The organism is Salinicola salarius (genome assembly GCF_002179555.1).
Classification (GTDB): Bacteria; Pseudomonadota; Gammaproteobacteria; order Pseudomonadales; family Halomonadaceae; genus Salinicola; species Salinicola salarius_A.
Window position 1 is genome coordinate 1 of record NZ_NHOU01000023.1, and the last position, 22,387, is coordinate 22,387.

The following is a 22,387-nucleotide window of genomic DNA, read 5'->3' on the forward strand; positions in this document are numbered from 1 at the left end:
AAACGGGTTGTCAATCACGCGGGACCCGACATCTAGGTTATTTCTCTATTTGAATGTTTTGCCTTTGTTCCTGGCTCAGTGAGATTCCGTTATGATTGGCATACACCCTCATGGAATCGCGACATGACCAACGCTAGCCCACGACCCAATCTCGCCATAAGTGCATACCAGCAACTTAAGAGCGATATCATCCGTGGCGTCTATGCACCTGGTGAAAAGCTACTGATGAGCCGCCTGAAAGTCCGTTATGGCCTTGGCATTGGCCCTATGCGTGAAGCGCTATCTCAGTTGGTCAGCGAGCATCTAGTTACAGCGGCAAGCCAACGCGGCTATCGAGTGGCAGGGATGTCGGTACAAGAGCTTGAAGCGATCTATGATGCTCGCGCCCACTTAGAGGGGCTTGTGCTGGAACTAGCCATCTCCCGTGGAGACGACGACTGGGAAGCAGAAATACTTGCCAAGGCCCATACGCTGGCCAAGGTAATGGAGATCAATAGCGCTGATGACATGCTGGATGTTTGGGATGCGCGCCATAAGGCATTTCATAGCGCAATTGCTGCAGGCTGCTGTTCCCCACATCTTTTACAAGCGCGTAGGGCTCTATTTGATCAAGCCGAGCGGTATCGCCACCTGTGGCTATGCCAGACAGTGTTTTCAGAAGATGCATTGGAGACCAAGCGACAAGAGCATGCCGCCCTCACCGAAGTGATTTTGGATCGCGACGCTTCAAAGGCCCGTGAGATGATGTTGGATCATTTAATGACACCGGTGCCGGTCATAAAACAAGTGTTAACGGATCGTGGCTTGGTATGATACATGCTATACCGATACTCCCGTGCGAGTTTAGTCGAGCAGATGGCGCACCATAAACGCCTCACCCTCTTTATTACGGCCTACACGCACGCATACCTTGAAGGGCCGACATAAAAGCTAGGATGATGGCAACTCTGACATACTTGAATACCCGAGCCGCCCCATATTGCAATGGAGGAAGTAGCCAAAGAATATTGGAGGTTTTGACCTTCCCCCTGGTTTAGGTCCGCTATCAATGTAAGAAACCGCTCCTCATGCGCACTGCTCGGCATACGCTATCGGTGGTAAATAACCCAGTGAGCTGTGCGGTCTGACATGGTTGTAGTGGGCCCTCCATTGCGTGATTTCGTGTCGTGCATCCGCCAGGCTCAGGAACCAGTGCTGGTTGAGGCAGCCGTCCCGGAACTTGCCGTTGAAGCTTTCAATGAACGCATTCTGCGTCGGCTTGCCCGGCTGGATGAAGGCCAGCGTCACCTTCCGCTCACGCGCCCAGAAGAACATTGCCTTGCTGGTCAGCTCCGGCCCGTTATCGCAAACAATCGAGGCTGGCAGTGAGCGCTGCTGCGCGATCTCGTCCAGGAACCGGGCCAGCCGACGTCCTGAGATAGACGTATCCACCAACTGGCCGACACACTCGCGGCTGAAATCGTCCACGATGTTCAGCACACGAAAGCGGCGTCCCGAGGCCAACTGGTCCGACACGAAGTCCATCGACCAGCGCTGGTTGGGGCGGCCCGGCAGTGGCATCGGTGTCCTCGGCCGGATCAGCCGCTTGCGCCGTCGGGTCCGGATCTGGAGGCCATGCTCGCAGTACAGCCGGTAGGTACGCTTGCGGTTGATCACCAGGCCTTCCTGACGCAACAGTGCGTGCAGCAGCAATTAGCCGTAGCGGGGGTAGCAGGTCTTCAAGGCTTGCAGGCGTGCCCGAAGCGGCGCATCGTCACGCGGCATCACCTGGTACCGGGCTACCGACCTTGCCAGGCCCAGCAATCGGCAGGCGCCGCGCTGGCTGAGCCAGCCGCCTGCCACCAGATAATGTACCGCACGCCGCTTCGCTTCGGGCGTCACCACTTTCCCGAGACGATCTCCTTGAGCGCGGCATCGTCGAGGGCGCTTTCTGCCAACACTTTCTTCAGTCGGGCATTCTCGGCCTCCAGCTCGCGCAGGCGCTTGGCCTCGGAGACCTCCATGCCACTGTACTTGGCCTTCCAGCGATAAAGGGTCTGCTCGGTCACGCCATTCTGACGAGCCAGCTCGGCGATCGAGACCCCGCGCTCGTTGGCCTTGAGGATGGTGATGATCTGCTCTTCGGTATGTCGGTTACGCTTCATCGCAAGACCACATGCCATCAAGGTAAACGTAGCGAAAAACTCACATCATTGGTGGACCGGTTTCTGGGGAGAAGGTCAGTGGTACAATGCCTCGAAATCTAGACCAAAGTCTAAGGTGACGAGATGTCATTGATTATCGGAATGAGCATTCTGCTCGGCTGTCAGTTTCTGGGAGAAGTCATCAGCCGTGCCTTCACCCTTCCCGTTCCCGGGCCGGTCCTGGGCATGCTGATTCTGCTGATTGGCTTGATGATCCGCGGCAGTGTGCCGGGAAGCCTCCGGACCATGGGCGAAGGCCTGCTCAAATACCTGACGCTGCTGTTCGTACCCGCCGGCGTAGGGCTCATCCAGCATTTCGGCCTGATCAGTCGAGAAATCTGGATCCTGGTCGTCACGCTGATCGTATCGACGTCGGTAACGATTCTGGTGACCAGCCAGACCTTGCAGCGCCTCGCTCGAAAAAGGACACCTGCCAAGGAGCATGACGCATGAACGGCCTTGGTCTCGAGCAGGTATGGGTCTACCTTTCCGCCAGCCCGCTTCTGCATCTGCTGGCGACCTTGCTGGCCTTCATCGTCGCCACCAGAATCAACCGCTGGGCGGGCGGAACGCCACTTCTTCATCCCGTCATCGTCGCCATTGCGCTGCTGATCGGCTTTTTGCTGGTGACCGGCACGGACTACCCCACCTATTTCGCCGGCGCCCAGTTCCTGCACTTTCTGCTGGGGCCAGCCACGGTCGCGCTGGCCATTCCGCTCTACGATCACCGCGAACGCGTGCGCCGCATGTTGTGGCCCATCGCCATCGGCACGATGGCCGGTATCGCCACCGCGGTCGTTTCCGCCGTCGGCATCGCCATGATCCTCGGCGCCGACACCGAGACGGTGCTCTCGCTGGCACCGAAATCGGTGACTTCGCCCATCGCCATGGGCATCGCCGAAAAGCTCGGCGGCATCCCTTCGCTGACCGCGGGCCTGGTGCTGTTGACCGGTGTCGTGGGCTGCATCGTCGGCCCCTGGATATTCCGGTTGACCCGGATTACCGACCCGACCGTTCAGGGATACTCGATGGGGTTGGCGGCACATGGCTTCGGCACTGCCTACTGCTTTGCTTCCGTCGGGGCAGTGGCCGGCGCCTTTTCCGGGCTGGCGATGGGGCTTTCGGGGCTGGTCACGGCATTCGTGCTGCCTCCCATCGTCCATCTCTTCGGGCTGTGAAATTGCCGGTCACCGCCCCGAAGCGAGCGGTGACCGGGCCGTCGAGCCGATATCTTGCTGCAGATTCCAGAAGCCTCAAACAACCGCTGGCGCTTTGAAAAACGCCAACGAGCCGACATGCCTACTGAACCATCCGGCGCAGCGCGTCGTCGTCTCCCAGCAGGTGGGCGTACATCTGGTGCAGATCGAGACCACGTGCCGAGAGCAGATCTTCGGCAATTTCGCGTGCGACACCACGCCCGCCTTGCGCCTTCGTCACATGATCGGCCGCCTCGATGACCAGCGAGTGTGCGTCGGCCGGCGCGTAGGCCGTGGCGACTTCCCGCATCACCGGGATATCGATGATATCGTCTCCCGCAAAGGCGATGCGATCCGCGGCGATGCCCTCCTCCTCGGCAATCTGGCGGATGGCCTCGAGCTTGTGGCTGAAGCCGATCTTGATCACGTCCATGCCGAGCTGCGTGGCTCGCGTGATCAAGGGCTGGCTCGATTTGGCCGAGAGCACGCCGCTCCTGATCCCATGCTGGCGCAACAGGCCAACCGCGACGCCGTCGCGAACGTTGAACGGTTTCAGCGCTTCTCCTTCCGGGCCGATCAACAGCGTGCCGTCGGTCAGCACGCCATCGACATCGAACAGCACCAGCTCGATCTGGGCGCGACGATCCGGGCGCGCCATCGTTTGATCCCGAGATGCCATCAGTCGATCTCGAGCCGGGGCAGGCTCTTGACCAGGTCGTCGACCGCCTTGATCTGGGCCAGGAAGGGTTCGAGCTTGTCCAGCGGCAGCGCGCTGGGGCCATCGCAACGCGCGTTGTCGGGATCGGGATGCGCCTCGAGAAAGAGCCCGGCAAGGCCGACCGCCATCCCCGAACGCGCCAGCTCCAGCACCTGGCGGCGGCGACCGCCGGAGGCCGCGCTGGTCGGATCACGACGCTGCAGGCTGTGCGTGACATCGAAGATCACCGGCGCGTTGCCGCTGACGTCCATCATTTCACGGAAGCCCAGCATGTCGACGACGAGGTTGTCGTAGCCGAAGCAACTGCCGCGCTCGCACAGGATGACCTGCTCGTTACCCGCTTCGGCACATTTGTCGACGATGTTCTTGACCTGGCCCGGGCTCAGGAACTGCGGCTTCTTGATGTTGATCGGCTTGCCCGTCTTCGCCATGGCGACGACCAGATCGGTCTGACGGGCCAGGAACGCCGGCAACTGGATCACATCCGCCACTTCGGCCACGGCTTGCGCCTGGTGGACTTCATGCATGTCAGTGATGACCGGCACGCCGAACTTGTGCTTGACCGCTTCGAAGATCTTCAATCCCTCGTCGAGCCCGACCCCACGGAAGGAGTGGATCGACGAACGATTGGCCTTGTCGAAGGAAGCCTTGAACACGAAGGGAATGCCGAGCTTCTGCGTCACCTCGACATAGGCCTCGCACGCCTCGAGCGTACTGTCCAGATCCTCCAGCACGTTGACGCCGCCAAACAGGGTAAAGGGCGCGTCGTTGGTGACTGCCAGCCCGCCGACCGATACGGATTTCATCAAGCCTCCTCACTATCCATGAAATGCGATCCTGCACGAGCCGACAGCTTAGCGAAATTCGCCTCGCGGGAGGGAGTATCCTGACGGTAATCTTTACCTTTCGCTGATGCACCGCCCTATTGATGCTGATGCACGCTCTATTGATGCTCCGTCCTATTGATGCACCGACCTATGGCCGATCTTCGTGCCGACGATTCGCCGCTCTATCCGACACGGGCATTCAGTGCCGGATCCGGCCAGTCGCCCCATCGCCGCGCACTATAATGAACTCGAGACGAATGAGCTCGCGACGACGACCAGGACGCATGCCATGCTCGACCCTCAGCAATGCCGAAGCGCGCGGCTAGCGCGCGATGCGCGTTTCGACGGCCGCTTCTTCATCGCCGTCAGCACCACCGGTATCTTCTGCCGCCCCGTCTGCCCGGCGACGCTTCCGCAGGAACGCCACGTGCGCTACTTCGAATCGGCGGTCGCCGCCGCCAACGCCGGCTTTCGCCCCTGCCTGCGCTGCCGGCCGGACAGCGCGCCGGATTCACCCGCCTGGATGGGTGCCCGGACCACGCTGACCCGGGCGATCAGCCTGATCGACAGCGGCGCCCTCCAGGATGGCAACGTCGCACGGCTTTGCGAGAGACTGGGCATCGGCGAGCGCTACCTGCGCCAGCTGTTTCAGCGCCGCTTCGGCGTATCCCCCAAGGCCTACGCGCTCTACCGCCAGTGCCTGTTCGCCAAGAAGCTGCTTCACGAAACCACGCTGCCGGTGGTCGATGTCGCCCATGCCAGCGGATTTTCGAGCCTGCGCCGCTTCAACGACGCCTTCAAACGCCAGATGGCGCTGACGCCCACCGAGATCCGCCGCCGCCGAAGCCGAAAAAGCGCCGCCTTGACGCTCAAGCTGGCCTACCGCCCGCCCTACCAGTGGCAACGGCTACGTCATTTTCATGCGCTGCATGCCATCGCGGGCCTCGAATGGGTGAGCGAGGATACGCTGGGCCGCACGATCCGCCATGGCACGACGACGGGACACTTCGAAGCCCGCCACGACGCCAGGCGGCATCAGTTCGAGGTCACTCTGGTGTTGAGCGAACTGGGCGATCTCCATGCGATCGTTCGTCGAATCCGGAGAATGCTGGATCTGGACGCCGACACACAGACCATCGAAGCCCATCTGCACCAATCCGTTCCAGCGCTTCCGCTGGCCGAAGGATTGCGCTTGCCGGGATCATGGGATGTCTTCGAGGCAGGTATCCGCGCGGTACTCGGCCAGCAGGTGTCGATGGCCGCCGCCAACCGGTTGATCCAGCAGCTCGTCGACCGGCTCGGTGAAAGCGATGAAGAAGGTCGTCGACGCTTCCCCACCGCCGAGGCCATCGCCGCCAGCGATCTGGATTTTCTGAAGCTCCCCGGCAACCGCCGGGACACCGTGCGCCGTCTGGCTGCCGCCTACGCCAGCGGCGAGATCGGCGACGATCCCCAGCAGTGGTGCTCGCTCAAGGGAATCGGCCCCTGGACAGCCAACGTCGCCGACTTTCGCGGCAACGGAAACCCGGATATCTGGCTGGATGGCGATGTCGGCGTGCGCCGTGCGCTCGCGGCCCTGACGACACCGCTGGATCTCGCCGCCGCCTCGCCCTGGCGCAGCTATCTCACGCTACAACTGTGGAATCGAGTGATATGAACACCTTCTCGCCATTGAGTGATTCGCGCCTGCCGCTGCGTCACGACGACTACGTCCAGATCTATCGGCCGCCCGAGACAGTCCCGCTCGGCCCCATCGAGATACGGGCGACCGATCACGGCCTCACCTGGCTCGCCTTTTCGAGCAGCCCGAACGTGGTCGAGCGCGGCAATGCCCTCACGGCGCGCTGCGCCAGCCAGCTGGAGCGTTATTTCCTGGGCGAGCTGACGACGTTCGACCTGCCTCTGGCACCACGCGGTACCGATTTCCAGCTGAGCGTGTGGCAAGCCCTGCAGAGCGTTCCCTACGGCCAGACGTGCAGCTATCGGGAAATCGCCGTCGCCATCGGCGCGCCACGCGCGGTGAGGGCCGTCGGCGCGGCGAACGGGCGCAACCCGCTATGTCTTGTCGTGCCCTGCCACCGTGTCATCGGCGCCAACGGCAAGCTGACCGGCTACGCTGGCGGGCTCGATCGCAAGCGCTGGCTTCTGCAGCACGAGCGGGTCCTCATCGACGAAGACCAGCAGCCGGAGCAGCTCACCCTCGGTGCGACATAATCACACACCCCGCCAGCGACAATTGGCGGCCAAACCCTCAACGGGTAGAGTCGCGGCCTGACGACGTCGTCCTGGAACGGATATGACCTCTTTCTGGCACCGCTGGTATCGCCCGCTGACCGTGCTCGCGCTGTTCGCCATGCTGCTGGCGTTCACGGGGCCGCTGATCAGCCAGATGCAGCGGCTGATGGAAATGCCGGTCGGCACCATGGCGGAAATGCCCCGTCATGGCGACGCCGAACCTCACGCCCACGGCCAGCCGCGGGCGGTGGACGATGCCCATCTCCTCCACCATTTCGACATGGCCGCGTGTGGCTACTGCGAACTCTTCCTGCACGTGCCGGGGCTCGCGCTTCCGCAAGTGCTGCCGCCGTCGACGCCACCGCCAGCAACCTTCCATCCGCCCGTCGTCGTGGTCTTGCCCTCCACCACACCGGTCTATCCCCGCTACGCCTCCCGCGCGCCACCCCGCGCCTGAAGTCCTTTCCGTCTCCTGTCGCCGCCACTGCCGCCTCCCGGGGCTGCATTGCCGGCGTCGTACGTGCTCCTGGCCTTCGGCCGGGACTCACGCTGAAAATCATTCAGGTTCGGAGTTCATCCATGGATACCGTCTCGTCGGCGACCGGCCGCCGCCTGCCTCCCTCGTGGGTGGCATTGATCACTCGCCTTCATTTTTACGTCGGCCTGTTCGTCGGCCCTTTCCTGCTCGTGGCTGCGCTTTCCGGCATTGCCTATGCGCTGACGCCGCAGCTCGAAAACTGGCTCTATCAAGACGCCCTGACCACGCAGAGTCGCGGCGAATCCCAACCGCTGTCACGCCAGATCGAAGCGGCCCAGCATGTCGCTGGCATCGCTGCCGCACCCGCCGCCGTTCGTCCTGCGCCAGAGCCGGGAACGACCACTCGAGTGTTGTTCGGTGGCGAAGCATTCGGCCCCTCCGAACACCGGGCGCTGTTCGTCGACCCGGTCACACTGGAGATTCGCGGCGACATGCCGGTCTACGGCACCAGCGGCATACTACCGCTACGCACCGCCATCGATCAGTTCCACCGCAGCCTGCTGCTGGGGGATATCGGCCGACTCTACAGTGAACTGGCGGCGTCCTGGCTATGGATCGCCGCACTCAGCGGCGCCTTCCTGTGGTGGCGCCAGCGCCGAATCACACGGCGGGCAGCAGGCCGGCAACGATTGCGCCGGCGTCATGCCACGCTGGGCATCGTGGCGCTGATCGGTCTGCTGTTCTTCTCGGCAACGGGGCTGACCTGGTCGCAGTGGGCCGGCGGCAACATCGCTCAGCTGCGTCATGCCTGGGACTGGGGGACACCCGCTGTCTCCACCGATCTTGCAGCCTCGCATTCCGGCTCGGAGCGGGACGCCGATCCGCATGCGGCGCATCATGCCACTGCCGGACACGCCGGGATGAACATGGCACAGCCCTCGCCGCTGTCGCCTGGCGACTTCGATCACGCCTTGAACGCGGCAAGAGCCGCCGGCATCGACGCCGACAGCGTCGAAATCGTGCCGCCGCCCTCACCGCGACAGGCCTGGACCATTCGTGAAGTGGCCAGGGAATGGCCGACCCAGGTCGATCAGGTGGCGCTCGATCCGCAAACGTTTGCCGTCACCGATCGGGCCGATTTCGCCACCTTCCCGCTGGCGGCCAAGCTGACTCGTTGGGGCATCGATCTGCACATGGGCATACTGTTCGGGCTGCCCAACCAGCTGGTACTGATCGCCTTCGCCACGGGCCTCGCGACATTGGTGTGCTGGGGCTACGCAATGTGGTGGCGCCGCCGCCCGTCTCTTGCCGGTGCCGCTTCCACCAGCGCCAACGCGCCGCAAGCTTTCACGGCGATCTACCGAGATCTTGGCACGCGAGCGAAGCTGGCGGTTGCCGCTATCGCCGTCGCGCTGGGGTACTCGCTGCCGGTCATGGGGGCCAGCCTTGCCGTGTTCGTGGTGGTCGACTGGCTACGCTGGCGGCTCGCCCGCCCCGCCACGGTCGTGACGTCGATCTGACGGCCGGATGTGATCACGTTGGCTGAGAGCGAGGCCAACCTGTGCTAAAACCTTCGGCTCACGCCAGAAAGGCCGTTTCGCATGCCAGGTATATCGCCATGACCCGTACGCACCACCCCACGCCACGCTTTCAGATTCGCCTGGTCGCCGACAAGGAGATCGTGATCGGCCCCGGCAAGATCGACCTGCTGGAAGCGATCGAGCGACACGGCTCGATCGCGGCGGCGTGCCGCGAGATGCGCCTGAGCTACAAGAAGGCCTGGCAACTGCTCGATACCATGAACCGCCACCTGGCGGCGCCGGTGGTCAATACCGCCACCGGCGGCACCCAGCGCGGTGGCGCCACGCTGACCGATCTAGGCCGAGACATCATCCGGCATTACCGCCAGTTGACCGCGGACCTGACGGAACATGCCAGCGGCCGAGCCCTGCTGGACAGCCTCTCTACCCGCCACCAGGCCGAGCCGCCCCCGCTCGCCGATGCGAGGCCGGATTCGGAAAACGAACCCGATTGAGCGCCGCGCTGCCCGATTTTTCCTCGACCGTCGCGGTACCGACCGCTATAGTGATTTCCCGTTATTTCCATTCAGACATAACGAGAACATCGTGACTTCACCGGTACGCAAGACTCCTTTCTGTTTTCTGGCGCTGGCGCTCTCCATGCCGCTTGCCGCTCATGCCGCCGACGAGCAGGTTCAGGTCTACGCCGCCGCGTCGATGACCGATGCCATGGACGAGGCGATCCGATCCTATGAATCCGATCACGACGTCGACATCGTCCCGATCTACGCCTCGTCTTCGACGCTCGCGCGCCAGATTGCCAACGGCGCGCCCGCCGATATCTACATCTCCGCCAACGAACAATGGATGGACTGGCTCGCGAAGCAGAACGTGCCGGTCGGCGAACGCGTGGATCTGCTGCGCAACCGGCTGGTACTGATCGCCCCCGCCACCAGCGACATCGCGGATTTCACGCCGGGCGGTGAGATCACCATCGCCTCACGCCTCGGCGATGGCGAGCGGCTTTCGGTGGGCGAAACCAGCCACGTACCGGCCGGCATCTATGCCAGGCAGGCATTGCAGGCGATTGGCGAATGGGATGGGCTGCAATCCCGCCTGGCCAACGGCGACAACGTGCGCGCTGCAATGGCCCTGGTCGAACGCGACGAAGCGCCGCTCGGGATCGTCTACGAAACCGATGCCAGGGCGAGCGACCGGGTCAGGGAAATCGGTGTCTTCACTGACGACAGTCACGACCCCATCACCTATCCGCTCGCCATGGTGAATCCGGCACCGAGCGATGCGACCGACGCGTTCCGTCAATGGCTGGCCGGCGATGACGCGCTGGCGATCTTCTCCCGCTACGGCTTTACGCCCGTCGACGCCAACTGAGACCCGAGGCCTGGATGCTAGTTGAGGCGATGGCGCTCTCCGATGCCGAATGGCAGGCGATCGTGCTCAGCCTGAAGATCGCCGGCAGCGCTGTCGGCTGGATCCTGATCCCCGGCATCGCCGTCGCCTGGCTGCTGGCGCGTCACGAATTTCGCGGCAAGGCACTGCTCGACGGTCTGCTGCATCTGCCGCTGGTTCTGCCGCCGGTGGTCGTGGGCTATCTGCTGCTGCTCTCGCTGGGACGCAACGGCTGGCTGGGCCAGTGGCTGAATCAGGGATTCGGCTTCTCGCTCCCCTTCACCTGGCAAGGCGCCGCCGTCGCCGGTGGCGTGATGGCGTTTCCACTGCTGGTTCGCGCCGTCAGGCTCTCGCTCGAGGCCGTCGATCCCAAGCTGGAAGCCGCCGCGGGCACGCTGGGCGCCAATCGATGGCGGGTGCTGTTCACGATCACGCTGCCGTTGGCAATACCGGGGTTGCTGACCGGTACGGTACTGGCGTTCGCCCGCGCGCTCTCGGAATTCGGCGCCACCATCACCTTTGCGTCGAACATCCCCGGCGAAACCCGCACCCTGCCGTTGGCGCTCTATACCCTGATCCAGACGCCGGGCAAGGAAGCCGCCGCCGCCAGACTCTGCGTACTGTCGATCGCGATCGCCATGCTCTCGCTCATCGCGTCGGAATGGTTGGCCCGCCGTGCCAGGCTGCGTCTCGAGGAGCGTGACCGATGAGCGACGCTTCCCGCCATTCACCCCCTCTCGCGCATCTGCAGGCGGCGCCGGCCCGAGGCGGCGCCGATGCCCTGGAATGCCACGTACAGAAGCGTCTGGGCGACTTCAGCCTCGATATCTCGCTTTCGGTGCCTGCCAGCGGCGTGACGGCCCTGTTCGGCCAGTCGGGCAGCGGCAAGACCAGCCTGCTGAGGCTGATTGCCGGTCTCGATCGCCCCGATGCCGGTCGCGTCCGGCTCGGCGAGCGTACCCTGACAGACATCGCGAACCGCACTCACGTGCCGATCCACAAGCGTCAGCTGGGCGTCGTGTTTCAGGAGGCGCGGCTGTTTCCGCACTATCGGGTTCGCGGCAATCTCACCTATGGCATGCCGCCGAGCGCTCGTCCGTGTTTCGATGACCTGGTGTCGCTGCTGGGCATCGAGCCTCTCCTGGGACGCCTGCCGGGCACGCTTTCCGGTGGCGAAGCGCGGCGCGTCGCTATCGGCAGAGCGCTGCTGACCCAGCCTCGCCTGCTATTGATGGACGAGCCGCTGACCGGGCTGGATGGCGAGCGCAAGCAGGAGCTATTGCGCTATCTCGTCCGCCTGACCCGGGAAATCGACATCCCGGTGGTCTACGTCAGTCACGATACCGCGGAGATTTCGGCGATAGCCGATCACCTGGCGCTCATCGAGCAGGGGCGCCTGACGGCTCATGGTCAGTTGGACGAGCTGATGATGCGGCTGGACCTGACCGACCGGCTGGGCGGCTTCGACGCCGCCACACGCCTCAGCGCCAAGGTGGTCGACCATGACAGCCGCTATTCGCTGACGCGGGTTGCTCTCGACGATGGCCAGACGCTGCGCATTCCGGCGATCGAACAGCCGCCCGGCACGCCGATACGCCTGCGCGTCGGCGTGCGCGACGTGGCGCTTGCCCATGTCATGCCCGAGGGGACGAGTTACCGCAACGGCCTCAGTGCCGTGATCGAGGCGATCGAGCCATCGCCCCAGGCGCCAAGTGCCAGCGAAGTGCGGCTGCGTGTGGGTCGGCAGCGGCTGCGTGCCCGGCTCACCCGCCAGGCTTGTGACGAAATGCAACTAAAAGCGGGAATGATCGTCATCGGGCTCATCCGGAGCGTCGCGTTCGATTCGCGATTCCAGTCTGGAAACAAGGGCTTGTAGAAAACTCGAAAAAGACTGGCGAGCGGATCGGAAATCGAACGTATTTCTTTGTAACTTAATGTTTTACTTATAATTTCCTATTCGCTTTATGAATAGAACCTCGTATAAACTGCCGATGGCAGGATGCCGCTGCAGCAAGGAAGCACCTTCAAGGACGATGTGAATTCGCACGGAGTGCGATTAGGGACAGCATCCAGGGATCGACCGCAGTGCAACAGGACGTTGCCGGCCCTCAAGGTTGAGACTCGACAGGAAGTTGAGCGCGAATGGACTCGCTTCCGATTTCGGGTCGAATGGTGATCTACCCATTCCCCTTGGTTTTCACCTGTTTCGCTTTCATCGGCTTCGCTCTGGCTCTCTCTTGCTTTCCCGCTCTTCCTGATTCCCGCACCGATCACGGGGTCGATGCATCACGCTGGCGCACGCCGCAGCCTTTCAAGATGACCTGACACAGGAAGTCGCTGGCCGAGCGGAAATCCTCGGCATCGAGCGCTTTGCGTTGAGTGATGCCGACGATCTGCGTTTCGAAGTCGGCGTAGTGCTGCGTCGCCGACCAGATCAGAAAAATCAGCCACACCGGGTCCACCGGGTCCATCAACCCTCGCTCCGCCCACTCGCGGAAAACCTGGGTGCGGGATTCCACCCATTCCCGCATGTCACCGAAGTGCGATTCCTTCAGAAACGGCGCCCCTTGAAGTATCTCGCTGGCGAACAGTCGCGAGCTCTGCGGGTGAGTCTGGCTCAGGCGCATCTTGCTGCGAATGAAAGCCTCCAGCACCTCCGCCGGATCATCGTCGGCGCTGATATCGCTCAGCATCTCGTTCCAGCGCCACATCGTGCGCTCCAGCAGCGTGATGTAGAGCCGCCGCTTGCTGCCGACGTAATACAGAACGTTCGACTTCGGAATACCGGCCGCCGCCGCAATCGCCTGAATGCTCGCACCACGGTAGCCATGCCGGGCGAATACGCTCTCCGCAGCATCGAAAATGCGCTGCTCGTTGCGCTCCCGAACCGTGGCTTCGGGAAGATTGTGATTGCCCACCTGGACTCCTTAAGCACTTCAACCAGATTGAACCCGGACAACGCTCCAGGCGCTTGAGACCCACGGCCTCCGGGTCATTTCCTCGCCACAAGATAACCGACGCCGATGCTATGCTGAATCCAGACGATTGTCTGCCGATGGCGCACTCGCCTGGCCGTAACTGGCCGTAACTGGCCGTAAAAAGAGAGCTTGCCATGAGCGGCATAATCAAAGAGGCTGACAAAAGCTGACCGATCGGTCAGGATTCCCCTGCAAGGTCGCCGGCCTTCGTCCCGGCGTCGAATGGCGACCCGTACAATGACAACGGCAGATCTCCGATGATCGAATTCTTTCTCAATGGCCAACGCCAACGCGTGGCCGCCGCGCCCGACACGAGCGTGCTCGAACTGCTGCGCGGACCGCTTTCTCACTGCGGCACCAAGGAAGGTTGCGCTTCCGGCGACTGCGGCGCCTGCACCGTCGCCATCGCCTCCCCGGAAGATGACCGGCAGCCGCTCGCTTACCGCACCGTCAACGCCTGCATCACGCCTGCGCACCAGCTTCAGGGCGCGCACCTGGTCACCGTCGAAGGGCTCGCTCGCGGTGACGCCCTGCATCCCTCGCAGGCGTCGATGGTGGCTTGTCATGGCAGCCAATGCGGATTCTGTACCCCCGGTATCGTCATGTCGCTGTTCACGCTGCACGAACAGCAGCGCGCCACACCGGCACCACGGAAACCGCTGGACGACCATCGTCTGGAAGCGGCCCTGGGCGGCAACCTGTGCCGCTGCACCGGCTACCGGCCCATTCGGGACGCCGCCCTGAGCATGGGCGAGCGCGCCGACACTCGCCCGCCCTGGGCCGATGATCCCGAGCTCGAACGCGAGATCCGCAATCTGGCGCCGTTAGTGGGCAGCAAGAATCAGAACAGCGAGAGCCAGGAACGTTATCTCACCCCGTCAACGCTGGCCGACCTGATAGACACGATGCAGCGCCACCCTGACGCCCGGCTGGTGGCTGGCGCCACCGATCTCTGGCTCGAGGTCACTCAGCGGCTCGAGCATTTCGAGACGCTGATCGATCTGCGTCAGGTCCGGGAACTGCGCCAGATCGAGGAAACCGCCGACGGCTGGTGGATCGGCGCGGCGGTCACCTACCGCGAATGGGAGCCGCTGCTGGCCGAACACTATCCGGCGTTCGCGCATCTGCTGACCCGGCTGGGCTCGGCCCAGATCCGTAACCGAGGCACCGTGGGCGGCAATATCGCCAACGCCTCGCCCATCGGCGATACCCCGCCCGTGCTGCTGACGCTGGATGCCAGGCTGCGGCTGGCCGGCCCCGAGGGCGTGCGCGAATTGCCGCTCTCATCGTTCTTCCTGGATTACAAGAAGACCGCGCTCGAACCGGGCGAATGCGTCACCGCCGTTCATCTGCCCAAACCCCCGCCCGGTTTCGAACAGCGCGTCTGGAAGCTTTCCAAGCGACGTGAAGACGATATCTCGACCTTGCTGGGGGCGTTTCGCTGGCGACGGGAAGACGGCGTTCTGACCGACGTGCGTGTCGCCTACGGCGGCATGGCAGCGATACCGCTGCGAGTGACTGCCGTCGAGGCCGCGCTGGAAGGCCGGAAACCCGACGCAGAGACCTTCGATGCCGCCAAGCAGGCACTGCGCGAGTCGCTTGCGCCGATGAGCGACGCCCGCGGCTCCCGCGACTATCGCCTGACTGCGGCCACCAATCTGCTGGAACGCTGGCGGCTGACGCTCGCCAATACCGATTCGACCACGCCCACGCAGGAGGTCACTCTCGATGCGTACGCTCACTAAGCGGGTCTTCAATGCTTCGCGTGCTACGGATTCACAAGCCACCTCCGAAACCGCCACGGCCGGAGCGGACCAGCCGCAGCAAGCGCCCATGACCGAACCCTCGCTGGCGCCTCGGATCGAATCCGAATCGACGGGCACTGACGGAGAGATCGGCCGCCTCGAAGGCGACGAACCGGTAGCGCGCGATACCGTCTCACCGCGCCCGAAGCGACGTGATGTCAACCACGCCCAGGCCCACGAAAGCGGCATCAAGCACGTCACCGGACGCGCCCGATACATCGACGACCTGCCGGCGCCGCACGGCACACTGCACGCCATGGTGGGCCTCAGCGACGTGGCCCACGGCCGGGTGACGCGGCTCGATCTCGGCGCGGTGCGGGAAATGCCCGGCGTCATCGACGTCATCACCGCGCAGCATATCCCTGGGCATCGCGATATCGGCCCGGTCTTCCCCGGCGACTCCATGTTCGCCGACGAGGAGGTGAGCTACGTCGGCCAGCCGCTGTTCGCCGTTGCCGCCACCAGCTATCTCGAGGCGCGCCGCGCCGTGAAGGCCGCGGTCGTGGAGATCGAGCCGCTGCCGCCCCGGTTCGATCCGGTTGCCGCCGCCGATGCCGGCGAGTTCGTGCGCCCGACGCACGTGCAGATGAGCGGCGACTGGCAGCAGGCGCTGGAGCGCGCGCCCCATGTGCTCGAGGCGGAGCAGTTCGTCGGCGGCCAGGAGCATTTCTACCTCGAAGGCCAGGCCTGTCTGATCGTGCCCGGCGAGGACGAAGGCGTCACGGTCTACACCTCCAACCAGCATCCCAGCGAGACCCAGAAGCTGGTCGCCGAGGTGCTCGATATTCCGTTTCATGCCGTGACGGTGGAGAACCGGCGCATGGGTGGCGGTTTCGGCGGCAAGGAGACCCAGGCCGCACCGTGGGCCTGCATGGCGGCACTGCTGGCACGCCGCACCGGTCGGGCGATCCGCCTGCGCCTGCCGCGCGCCGACGACACTCGCGCCACCGGCAAGCGCCACCCGTTTCACAACCGCTATCGGCTGGGATTCGACGACGACGGCGTGATCATCGGCGGCGACATGACGCTGATCGGCGATTGCGGCCACTCGCCGGATCTCTCCGAAGCGGTGGTCGACCGCGCCATGTTCCATGCCGACAACGCCTACTCGCTGGGTGCCGCGCGGGTGACCGGCCATCGCGCCCGCACCCATACGGCCTCGAACACCGCGTTTCGCGGCTTCGGTGGCCCGCAAGGCATGATGATCGTCGAGCGGGCGATGGACGATATCGCCCACCATGTCGGCGAAGATCCATTGACCGTGCGCAAGCGCAACCTCTATCGCAGCGGTCGCGACACCACCCACTACGGCCAGCAGGTCGATCAGCATTCGCTGATGGTGGAGATCATCGAGCGGCTGGAACGCAGCAGCGACTACTGGCAGCGACGGGAGGAGATTCGTGCGTTCAATCGTCAGAGCGCCGTGATCAAGCGCGGGCTGGCGCTGACGCCGGTCAAGTTCGGCATTTCGTTCACCGCCAAGCATCTCAACCAGGCCGGCGCCCTGCTCCACGTCTATACCGACGGCAGCGTGATGATCAATCACGGTGGCACCGAGATGGGCCAGGGGCTTCACACCAAGGTGTGCCAGGTCGTCGCCCGGGAACTCGGCATCGACTTCGAATCGGTGCGAATCAGTGCCACGCGCACCGACAAGGTGCCCAACACCTCGCCCACGGCGGCCTCCAGCGGCGCGGACCTCAACGGCATGGCCGCGCGCGATGCCGCCACGCAGATCCGCCAGCGCCTGCTCGACTTCGCCGCCGAGCACTATCGGCTGGATCGCGAAGGACTGCGCCTCGAGAATGGGGAACTCGTCTCCGACATCGGCGCGGTGACGCCCGCGGTATCTTGGGGAGAACTGATCCAGGCCGCCTATCTCGGCCGGGTCTCGCTGTCGGCGACCGGTTTCTATTCCACCCCGCTGATTCACTACGATCGCGATAGCGGCCAGGGCCGGCCGTTCTACTACTTCGCCTACGGCGCCTCGGTCAGCGAAGTCAGCGTCGATACGCTGAGCGGCGAATATCGGGTCGAGCGCGTCGACATTCTTCATGACGTCGGCGACTCGCTCAATCCGGCGATCGATCTGGGCCAGGTCGAGGGCGGTTTCATCCAGGGCATGGGCTGGCTGACCAGCGAGGAGCTGAAGTGGAACGACGCGGGCCGTCTGCTGACCGACGGCCCCGCCACCTACAAGATCCCGACCTTCGGTGACCTGCCGCCGATCTTCAATGTCGAACTGCTCGAGGGCCATCCCAACTCCCAGGCCAGCCTCTATCGCTCCAAGGCCGTGGGTGAGCCACCGTTCATGCTCGGCATCTCGGTGTGGTCGGCGCTGCGCGACGCCCTGTCGAGCCTTGCCGACTATCGCGTCAGCCCGCCACTGGACACCCCCGCCACACCGGAACGCGTGCTGATGGCGGCCGAAGCGTTGCGAGCCGAAGCACTGCGAACCAAGGATCCGAACGCCGGAGCGTCGCGATGAGCGCTGGCGGCTCTCTCGAAACCCGAGATCGGCGCGAAAGCTGGCACGCCGCGCTGCATCGGCTGCAGGAAAGCGGGACGCCCCATGCGCTGGCCAGCGTGGTCAGCGCCGCCGGTTCGACCCCGCGGGAACCCGGCGCCAAGCTGATCATCACGCCGACAGACGTGATCGACACCCTGGGCGGCGGCCACTTCGAACAGCAGGTGATCGAGATCGCCCGCCAGCATCTGGCGACGACGCCCGTCTCGTCCGGCACCTACCTGGAAGCGTTTCCGCTGGGCGGGCGCTCCGGCCAGTGCTGCGGCGGGTTCGTGCATGTGCTGATCGAAGTCTTCGTCGGCGCCGAAAGCCACCTGACACTGTTCGGCGCGGGGCATGTCGGCCAGGCGCTGGTGGAACTGCTCGCGCCGTTGCCCTGGCGCATCGACTGGTACGACAGCCGGGCCGAAGCCTTTCCGTTTCAGAACGAGCAGGAGAACGGCCATGACCATGACCATGAAGGCTATCCCGCCCGCGTGCGGCCCATGCGGCTATCACCGGATGCCGAAGGCGTGGCACGGGCCGTGGCGGCCATTCCACCCGCCAGCCATGTGCTGATAATGACCCACGACCACGCGCAGGACCGCGACCTGATCGCGGCGTTGCTATCGCCGGAGAACCCGGGTCGCGAGGCGTTGAACTCCATCGGCATGATCGGCTCGAAGAGCAAATGGGCCAGCTTCCGCTCGCGATTGATTGCTGCCGGGTTCGACGACGCCGCGCTGGCTCGGGTTCGCTGTCCGATCGGCCTCGGCGCGACCGAAACCAAGCGCCCCCGGGAGATCGCGATCAGCGTTGCCGCCGAACTGCTGGCCCAGTCCCGACCATCGAACAGGCCGGCGCAGCGCGGCATCGCACCGGAAACCCTGCGTCACACCTTTTCAGCCGCTCGACACCGAGCAACGCGACCGTGAGCCTTGCGGTCGAAAATCATAGGTAGAGAGATCATGAACACGCACCAACGCCTGCTTCGCGGCCCTCTGTTCACCTGCCTCGGCGATCCCGGCGAGGAGGCGACGCCGCTGCCCGATACCACGCGTTATCTCGAGGATGGCGCGATCTGGATCGTCGACGGCCATATTCAGGCCGTCGACGCTTTCGAGGCGCTGGTCGACCGGCTGCCGGCAGGCATCGAGATCGTCGATTACCGCGACAAGCTGATGATGCCGGGCTTCATCGATAGCCACGTGCATTACGTACAGCTCGACATCATGGCGTCCTACGGCCGCCAGCTGCTCGACTGGCTCAACGACTACACCTTCCCCGCCGAATGCCGGTTTGCCGACGCCGCTTATGCCCAGGCCGGCGCCGAGCGCTTCCTCGACGAGATGCTGCGCGTCGGCACCACGACCGCTCAGGTGTTCTGCTCTTCGCACCCGGTGTCGGTCGACAGCTTCTTCAGCGCCGCCCAGCGTCGCCAGCTACGCATGATCGCCGGCAAGGTACTGATGGACCGCCACGCGCCGGAGGCACTGACCGACGATACCTACGGCGGCGTACGCGACAGCGAACGCCTGATTGCCGACTGGCACGGCCGCGATCGGCTCAGCTACACCCTGACTCCACGTTTCGCGCCGACCTCCACCCGCGAGCAGCTCGACGCCGTCGGCGGCGTGCTGCGCAACGCTTCGGATCTCTATCTGCAGACGCATCTGTCGGAGAATCGCGGCGAAGTCGCCTGGGTGGCGGAGCTGTTCCCGGAAAGCCGGGACTATCTCGACGTCTACGAGCGGTACGATCTGGTCGGGCCGCGCAGCACCTTCGCCCACGGCATTCACCTGAATGACGAGCAACGTCGGCGGCTGGCCCAGCGTGGCGCCAACGTCGCCTTCTGCCCGACCTCGAACCTGTTTCTGGGCAGCGGATTGATGGATCGCCTGGCGTGTCGGGACGCGGGGCTCGCGACATCGCTCGCCAGCGATGTCGGCGCGGGAACCACCTTGTCCGGGCTCGGCACCCTGCAGGGCGCCTATCAGGTAGGGGCGCTGCTCGGCCAGGCGCTGACCGGCTGGCAAGGGTTCTACCGTCTCACCCTCGGCAACGCGCGGGCGCTGCATCTGGATGACAGGATCGGCAGCCTGCAGGCGGGGTTCGAGGCGGATATCGTCGTTCTCGATCCCGAATCCACCCCGTTGATGGCGCGCCGCCTGTCGCAGACCACCACCCTGTCGGAGCGCCTGTTCGCGATGATGATGCTGGGCGACGACCGCACGGTCGCGGCAACCTGGGCCAACGGGCGCCTGGTTCACGACCGCGATGCGGCAGCGGCGTAATCGCCCGTCGAGGCTATTGTTGAAAGACTACGCACCAGTCGAGACTACGCTCGAGCGGAATACGGTAGCGGGTAGCGCCGGTCCGAGGTGCCGGCCTTGACCACCTGGCCCGGCACGTCGTGGCCGATCATCGCCGGCAGCAGCTCGGCGGCGGCGATCAGCCGTTCGAGATCCACGCCGGTATCGACGCCCATTTGCGCGAACATGTGAACCAGATCTTCGGTGCAGACGTTGCCGGTGGCGCCGGGCGCGTACGGGCAGCCTCCCAGGCCGCCCAGCGAAGCATCGAACCGGGTGATGCCGTTCTGCCACGCCACCAGCGCATTGGCCAGCCCCATGCCGCGCGTGTTGTGGACGTGAAGCGTCACCGGCAGCCACGGCCAGCGGCTCAGCGTCTCGCGGCAGAGATCGGCGACCTGGCGCGGATTGGCCATGCCGGTGGTGTCGCAGAGAGAGATTCCCTGCACGCCCAGCGCCAGCAGCTTTTCGGTGATCGAGAGCACTCGCTTGAACGGCACATCGCCATCGAACGGGCAGCCAAAGGCCGTCGAGATCGAGGCGTTGACGAACACCTCGCTACCCTTGGTGATCTCGAGAATATTGGCGAAGCGTTCGAGCGACTGTTCCGCCGTCATGCGCAGATTGGCGCGACCATGGCTGTCGCTGGCCGACAGCACCAGATTGATCTCGTCGACGCCGCAGGCCAGCGCGCGTTCGGCGCCCTTCTCGTTGGGCACCAGCACGACATAGTCGACCCCCGGCACGCGCTCGATACTGCGCATGACCTCTTCGGCGTCACGCAGGTTGGGAATCGCCTTGGGCGAGGTGAACGAGGTCGCTTCGATCTTGGCCAGCCCGGTACGGGACAACGCATCGATCAGCCGAATCTTCTCTTCCGTCGGCACGAAGCGCGATTCGATCTGAAGGCCGTCTCGCGGCGCCACATCATTGATGGCGACGCGGGCCTGGGTGTTCGTCCCGGTCATCGAATCAATCATCGAATCGGTCATCAGATCACTCCTCTTTCGCGCATTTTGGCCTGGGTTTCGCGGTCAATTCCCAGCTCGTCTAGCACATCCTGGGTATGCTGCCCCAGCGCCGGACCACCACCGTCGATCCGTCCCGGCGTGCGGCTCAGCTTGGGCAGCACGCCAGGCACCTTGAGCGATTCGCCATCGCCCAGCCGGATGGTCTCGATCATCTCCCGCGCCAAGTAGTGCGGATCGGCGACGATGTCCTTGGCCGTATAGGGATAGCCCACCGGCACGTGGGCGCTCTCCAGCACGTCGAGCACGTAGTCGCGCTCGTGCTGCCGGGTCCAGTCCGCGATCGCCCCGTCGATCAGTTCGGCGTGGCGGCTGCGGCCATCGTTGTGGGCGAAGCGCGGGTCGTCGGCGAGATCCTGGCGGCCGATCGCCGCCATCAGGCGCTTGAAGATACTGTCGCCGTTGCCGGCGATCAGTACGTATTCCTCGCCCTCTCCATCACCCGAGGCGCAGGGATAGGCATTGGAGGGCGTGATGCCCGGCAAGGCACTGCCGCTGGGCTCGCGGATCACGTCTGCGCCGTCGTATTCGGGAATCAGGCTCTCCATCATCGCGAACACCGATTCGTAGAGCGCGACATCGATGTACTGCCCCTGCCCGCTGCGATGGCGCTCCTGCAGCGCCAGCAAGGCGCCGATCACGCCGTACAGCGCGGACAGCGAATCGCCGATGCTGATTCCCACCCGCACGGAGGGCTGGTCCGGGTGGCCGGAAAGATAGCGCAGGCCGCCCATCGCCTCGCCGATGACGCCGAACCCCGGGCGGTCGCGATAGGGGCCGGTCTGGCCGTAGCCGGAGATACGCACCATGATCAGGCCGGGGTTGCGTTCGCTCAGCGTCTCCCAACCCAGGCCCCACTTCTCGAGCGTGCCGGGGCGAAAGTTCTCGATCACGATGTCCGCCTCGTCGACCAGACGCCGCACGATCTCCTGGCCCTCCTCGGAGCGCAGATCGAGTGCCAGCGAGCGCTTATTGCGGGTCTGGACGTGCCACCACAGCGAGGTGTCGTCCTTGAGCACGCGCCACTTGCGCAGCGGATCGCCCGTTCCCGGCGGCTCGATCTTGACCACGTCCGCGCCGAATTCCCCCAGCAACTTGCTGGCGAAAGGCCCCGCGATCAGCTGGCCCAGCTCCACCACCTTGAGTCCTGCCAGCGCCTGCGCATTGTCGCTGACCGCCATGCCGTCACCG

Annotated in this window: 20 protein-coding genes and 1 pseudogene; 15 read left to right on the forward strand and 6 right to left on the reverse strand. The window is 64.3% G+C overall.

The window, feature by feature from the left end; all coding sequences use genetic code 11:
* Window positions 1–123: 123 nt before the first annotated feature.
* Window positions 124–813, forward strand: coding sequence for a DNA-binding transcriptional regulator CsiR (csiR, locus tag CCD76_RS14795; protein ID WP_087720210.1), 690 nt, complete (start codon window positions 124–126; stop codon window positions 811–813).
* A 252-nt stretch (window positions 814–1,065) separates the two neighbouring features.
* On the opposite strand, the pseudogene CCD76_RS14800 reads toward csiR, so the two are convergent.
* Window positions 1,066–2,144, reverse strand: a pseudogene (locus CCD76_RS14800) (IS3 family transposase).
* Between the two features lie 123 nt (window positions 2,145–2,267).
* Between CCD76_RS14800 and CCD76_RS14805 the strand changes: the two are divergent.
* Together CCD76_RS14805 and CCD76_RS14810 are read left to right on the forward strand one after the other, a co-directional pair.
* Window positions 2,268–2,636, forward strand: a complete 369-nt coding sequence (locus CCD76_RS14805; RefSeq protein ID WP_087720212.1) for a CidA/LrgA family protein — start codon at window positions 2,268–2,270, stop codon at window positions 2,634–2,636.
* Entirely contained in the window at window positions 2,633–3,361 is a 729-nt protein-coding gene (locus CCD76_RS14810; RefSeq protein WP_087720213.1) for an LrgB family protein, read from the forward strand. Before CCD76_RS14805 ends, CCD76_RS14810 begins: the two co-directional genes overlap by 4 nt.
* Window positions 3,362–3,482: 121 nt before the next feature.
* Here CCD76_RS14810 and CCD76_RS14815 read toward each other — a convergent pair whose 3' ends face one another.
* Together CCD76_RS14815 and kdsA are read right to left on the reverse strand one after the other, a co-directional pair.
* Entirely contained in the window at window positions 3,483–4,037 is a 555-nt protein-coding gene (locus CCD76_RS14815) for a KdsC family phosphatase (RefSeq protein ID WP_087720215.1), read from the reverse strand.
* Between the two features lie 20 nt (window positions 4,038–4,057).
* Window positions 4,058–4,903, reverse strand: a complete 846-nt coding sequence (gene kdsA / locus CCD76_RS14820; protein WP_087720216.1) for a 3-deoxy-8-phosphooctulonate synthase — start codon at window positions 4,901–4,903, stop codon at window positions 4,058–4,060.
* A 310-nt stretch (window positions 4,904–5,213) separates the two neighbouring features.
* Between kdsA and CCD76_RS14825 the strand changes: the two genes are divergently transcribed.
* The 8 genes from CCD76_RS14825 (at window position 5,214) to modC (ending at window position 12,443) form a co-directional block, all read left to right on the forward strand.
* A complete protein-coding gene (locus CCD76_RS14825; protein WP_087720263.1) occupies window positions 5,214–6,581 on the forward strand; it encodes an AlkA N-terminal domain-containing protein in 1,368 nt (455 codons plus the stop codon).
* Window positions 6,578–7,138 (forward strand): methylated-DNA--[protein]-cysteine S-methyltransferase, encoded by a 561-nt coding sequence (locus tag CCD76_RS14830; protein ID WP_087720218.1) that lies wholly within the window; start codon window positions 6,578–6,580, stop codon window positions 7,136–7,138. Before CCD76_RS14825 ends, CCD76_RS14830 begins: the two co-directional genes overlap by 4 nt.
* A gap of 82 nt (window positions 7,139–7,220) precedes the next feature.
* Window positions 7,221–7,616, forward strand: a complete 396-nt coding sequence (locus CCD76_RS14835; RefSeq protein ID WP_087720220.1) for a DUF2946 domain-containing protein — start codon at window positions 7,221–7,223, stop codon at window positions 7,614–7,616.
* Window positions 7,617–7,738: 122 nt separating this feature from the next.
* The gene (locus CCD76_RS14840; RefSeq protein ID WP_087720221.1) at window positions 7,739–9,157 is read left to right on the forward strand and encodes a PepSY-associated TM helix domain-containing protein; all 1,419 of its coding nucleotides are present in this window, start codon (window positions 7,739–7,741) and stop codon (window positions 9,155–9,157) included.
* 98 nt (window positions 9,158–9,255) lie between these two features.
* The gene (locus CCD76_RS14845) at window positions 9,256–9,672 is read left to right on the forward strand and encodes a winged helix-turn-helix domain-containing protein (RefSeq protein WP_087720222.1); all 417 of its coding nucleotides are present in this window, start codon (window positions 9,256–9,258) and stop codon (window positions 9,670–9,672) included.
* Between the two features lie 91 nt (window positions 9,673–9,763).
* Window positions 9,764–10,549, forward strand: coding sequence for a molybdate ABC transporter substrate-binding protein (gene modA / locus CCD76_RS14850; protein ID WP_256961323.1), 786 nt, complete (start codon window positions 9,764–9,766; stop codon window positions 10,547–10,549).
* Window positions 10,550–10,563: 14 nt separating this feature from the next.
* Complete coding sequence (gene modB, locus CCD76_RS14855; RefSeq protein WP_256961324.1) at window positions 10,564–11,277, forward strand: molybdate ABC transporter permease subunit; 714 nt, start codon at window positions 10,564–10,566, stop codon at window positions 11,275–11,277.
* Complete coding sequence (gene modC / locus CCD76_RS14860; protein ID WP_087720233.1) at window positions 11,274–12,443, forward strand: molybdenum ABC transporter ATP-binding protein; 1,170 nt, start codon at window positions 11,274–11,276, stop codon at window positions 12,441–12,443. The genes modB and modC overlap by 4 nt, the downstream gene beginning before the upstream one ends.
* Before the next feature lie 394 nt (window positions 12,444–12,837).
* On the opposite strand, the gene CCD76_RS14865 is transcribed toward modC, so the two are convergent.
* On the reverse strand, window positions 12,838–13,485 hold the full coding sequence (locus CCD76_RS14865) for a TetR family transcriptional regulator C-terminal domain-containing protein (RefSeq protein WP_087720234.1): 648 nt from the start codon (window positions 13,483–13,485) through the stop codon (window positions 12,838–12,840).
* Window positions 13,486–13,802: 317 nt separating this feature from the next.
* On the opposite strand from CCD76_RS14865, the gene xdhA reads away from it, so the two are divergent.
* From xdhA to guaD, 4 genes are read left to right on the forward strand one after another with little or no spacing between them, the layout of a single operon-like run.
* On the forward strand, window positions 13,803–15,290 hold the full coding sequence (gene xdhA, locus CCD76_RS14870) for a xanthine dehydrogenase small subunit (protein ID WP_087720235.1): 1,488 nt from the start codon (window positions 13,803–13,805) through the stop codon (window positions 15,288–15,290).
* Complete coding sequence (xdhB, locus tag CCD76_RS14875; protein WP_373419426.1) at window positions 15,274–17,838, forward strand: xanthine dehydrogenase molybdopterin binding subunit; 2,565 nt, start codon at window positions 15,274–15,276, stop codon at window positions 17,836–17,838. The genes xdhA and xdhB overlap by 17 nt, the downstream gene beginning before the upstream one ends.
* Window positions 17,835–18,791, forward strand: coding sequence for a xanthine dehydrogenase accessory protein XdhC (xdhC, locus tag CCD76_RS14880; RefSeq protein WP_087720237.1), 957 nt, complete (start codon window positions 17,835–17,837; stop codon window positions 18,789–18,791). The genes xdhB and xdhC overlap by 4 nt, the downstream gene beginning before the upstream one ends.
* A 33-nt stretch (window positions 18,792–18,824) precedes the next feature.
* Entirely contained in the window at window positions 18,825–20,150 is a 1,326-nt protein-coding gene (gene guaD, locus CCD76_RS14885; protein ID WP_087720239.1) for a guanine deaminase, read from the forward strand.
* 44 nt (window positions 20,151–20,194) lie between these two features.
* Here guaD and CCD76_RS14890 read toward each other — a convergent pair whose 3' ends face one another.
* Window positions 20,195–21,160, reverse strand: coding sequence for a hydroxymethylglutaryl-CoA lyase (locus CCD76_RS14890; RefSeq protein WP_256961325.1), 966 nt, complete (start codon window positions 21,158–21,160; stop codon window positions 20,195–20,197).
* Window positions 21,160–22,377, reverse strand: a complete 1,218-nt coding sequence (locus CCD76_RS14895) for a CaiB/BaiF CoA transferase family protein (RefSeq protein WP_087720268.1) — start codon at window positions 22,375–22,377, stop codon at window positions 21,160–21,162. The genes CCD76_RS14890 and CCD76_RS14895 overlap by 1 nt, the downstream gene beginning before the upstream one ends.
* Window positions 22,378–22,387 lie beyond the last annotated feature (10 nt).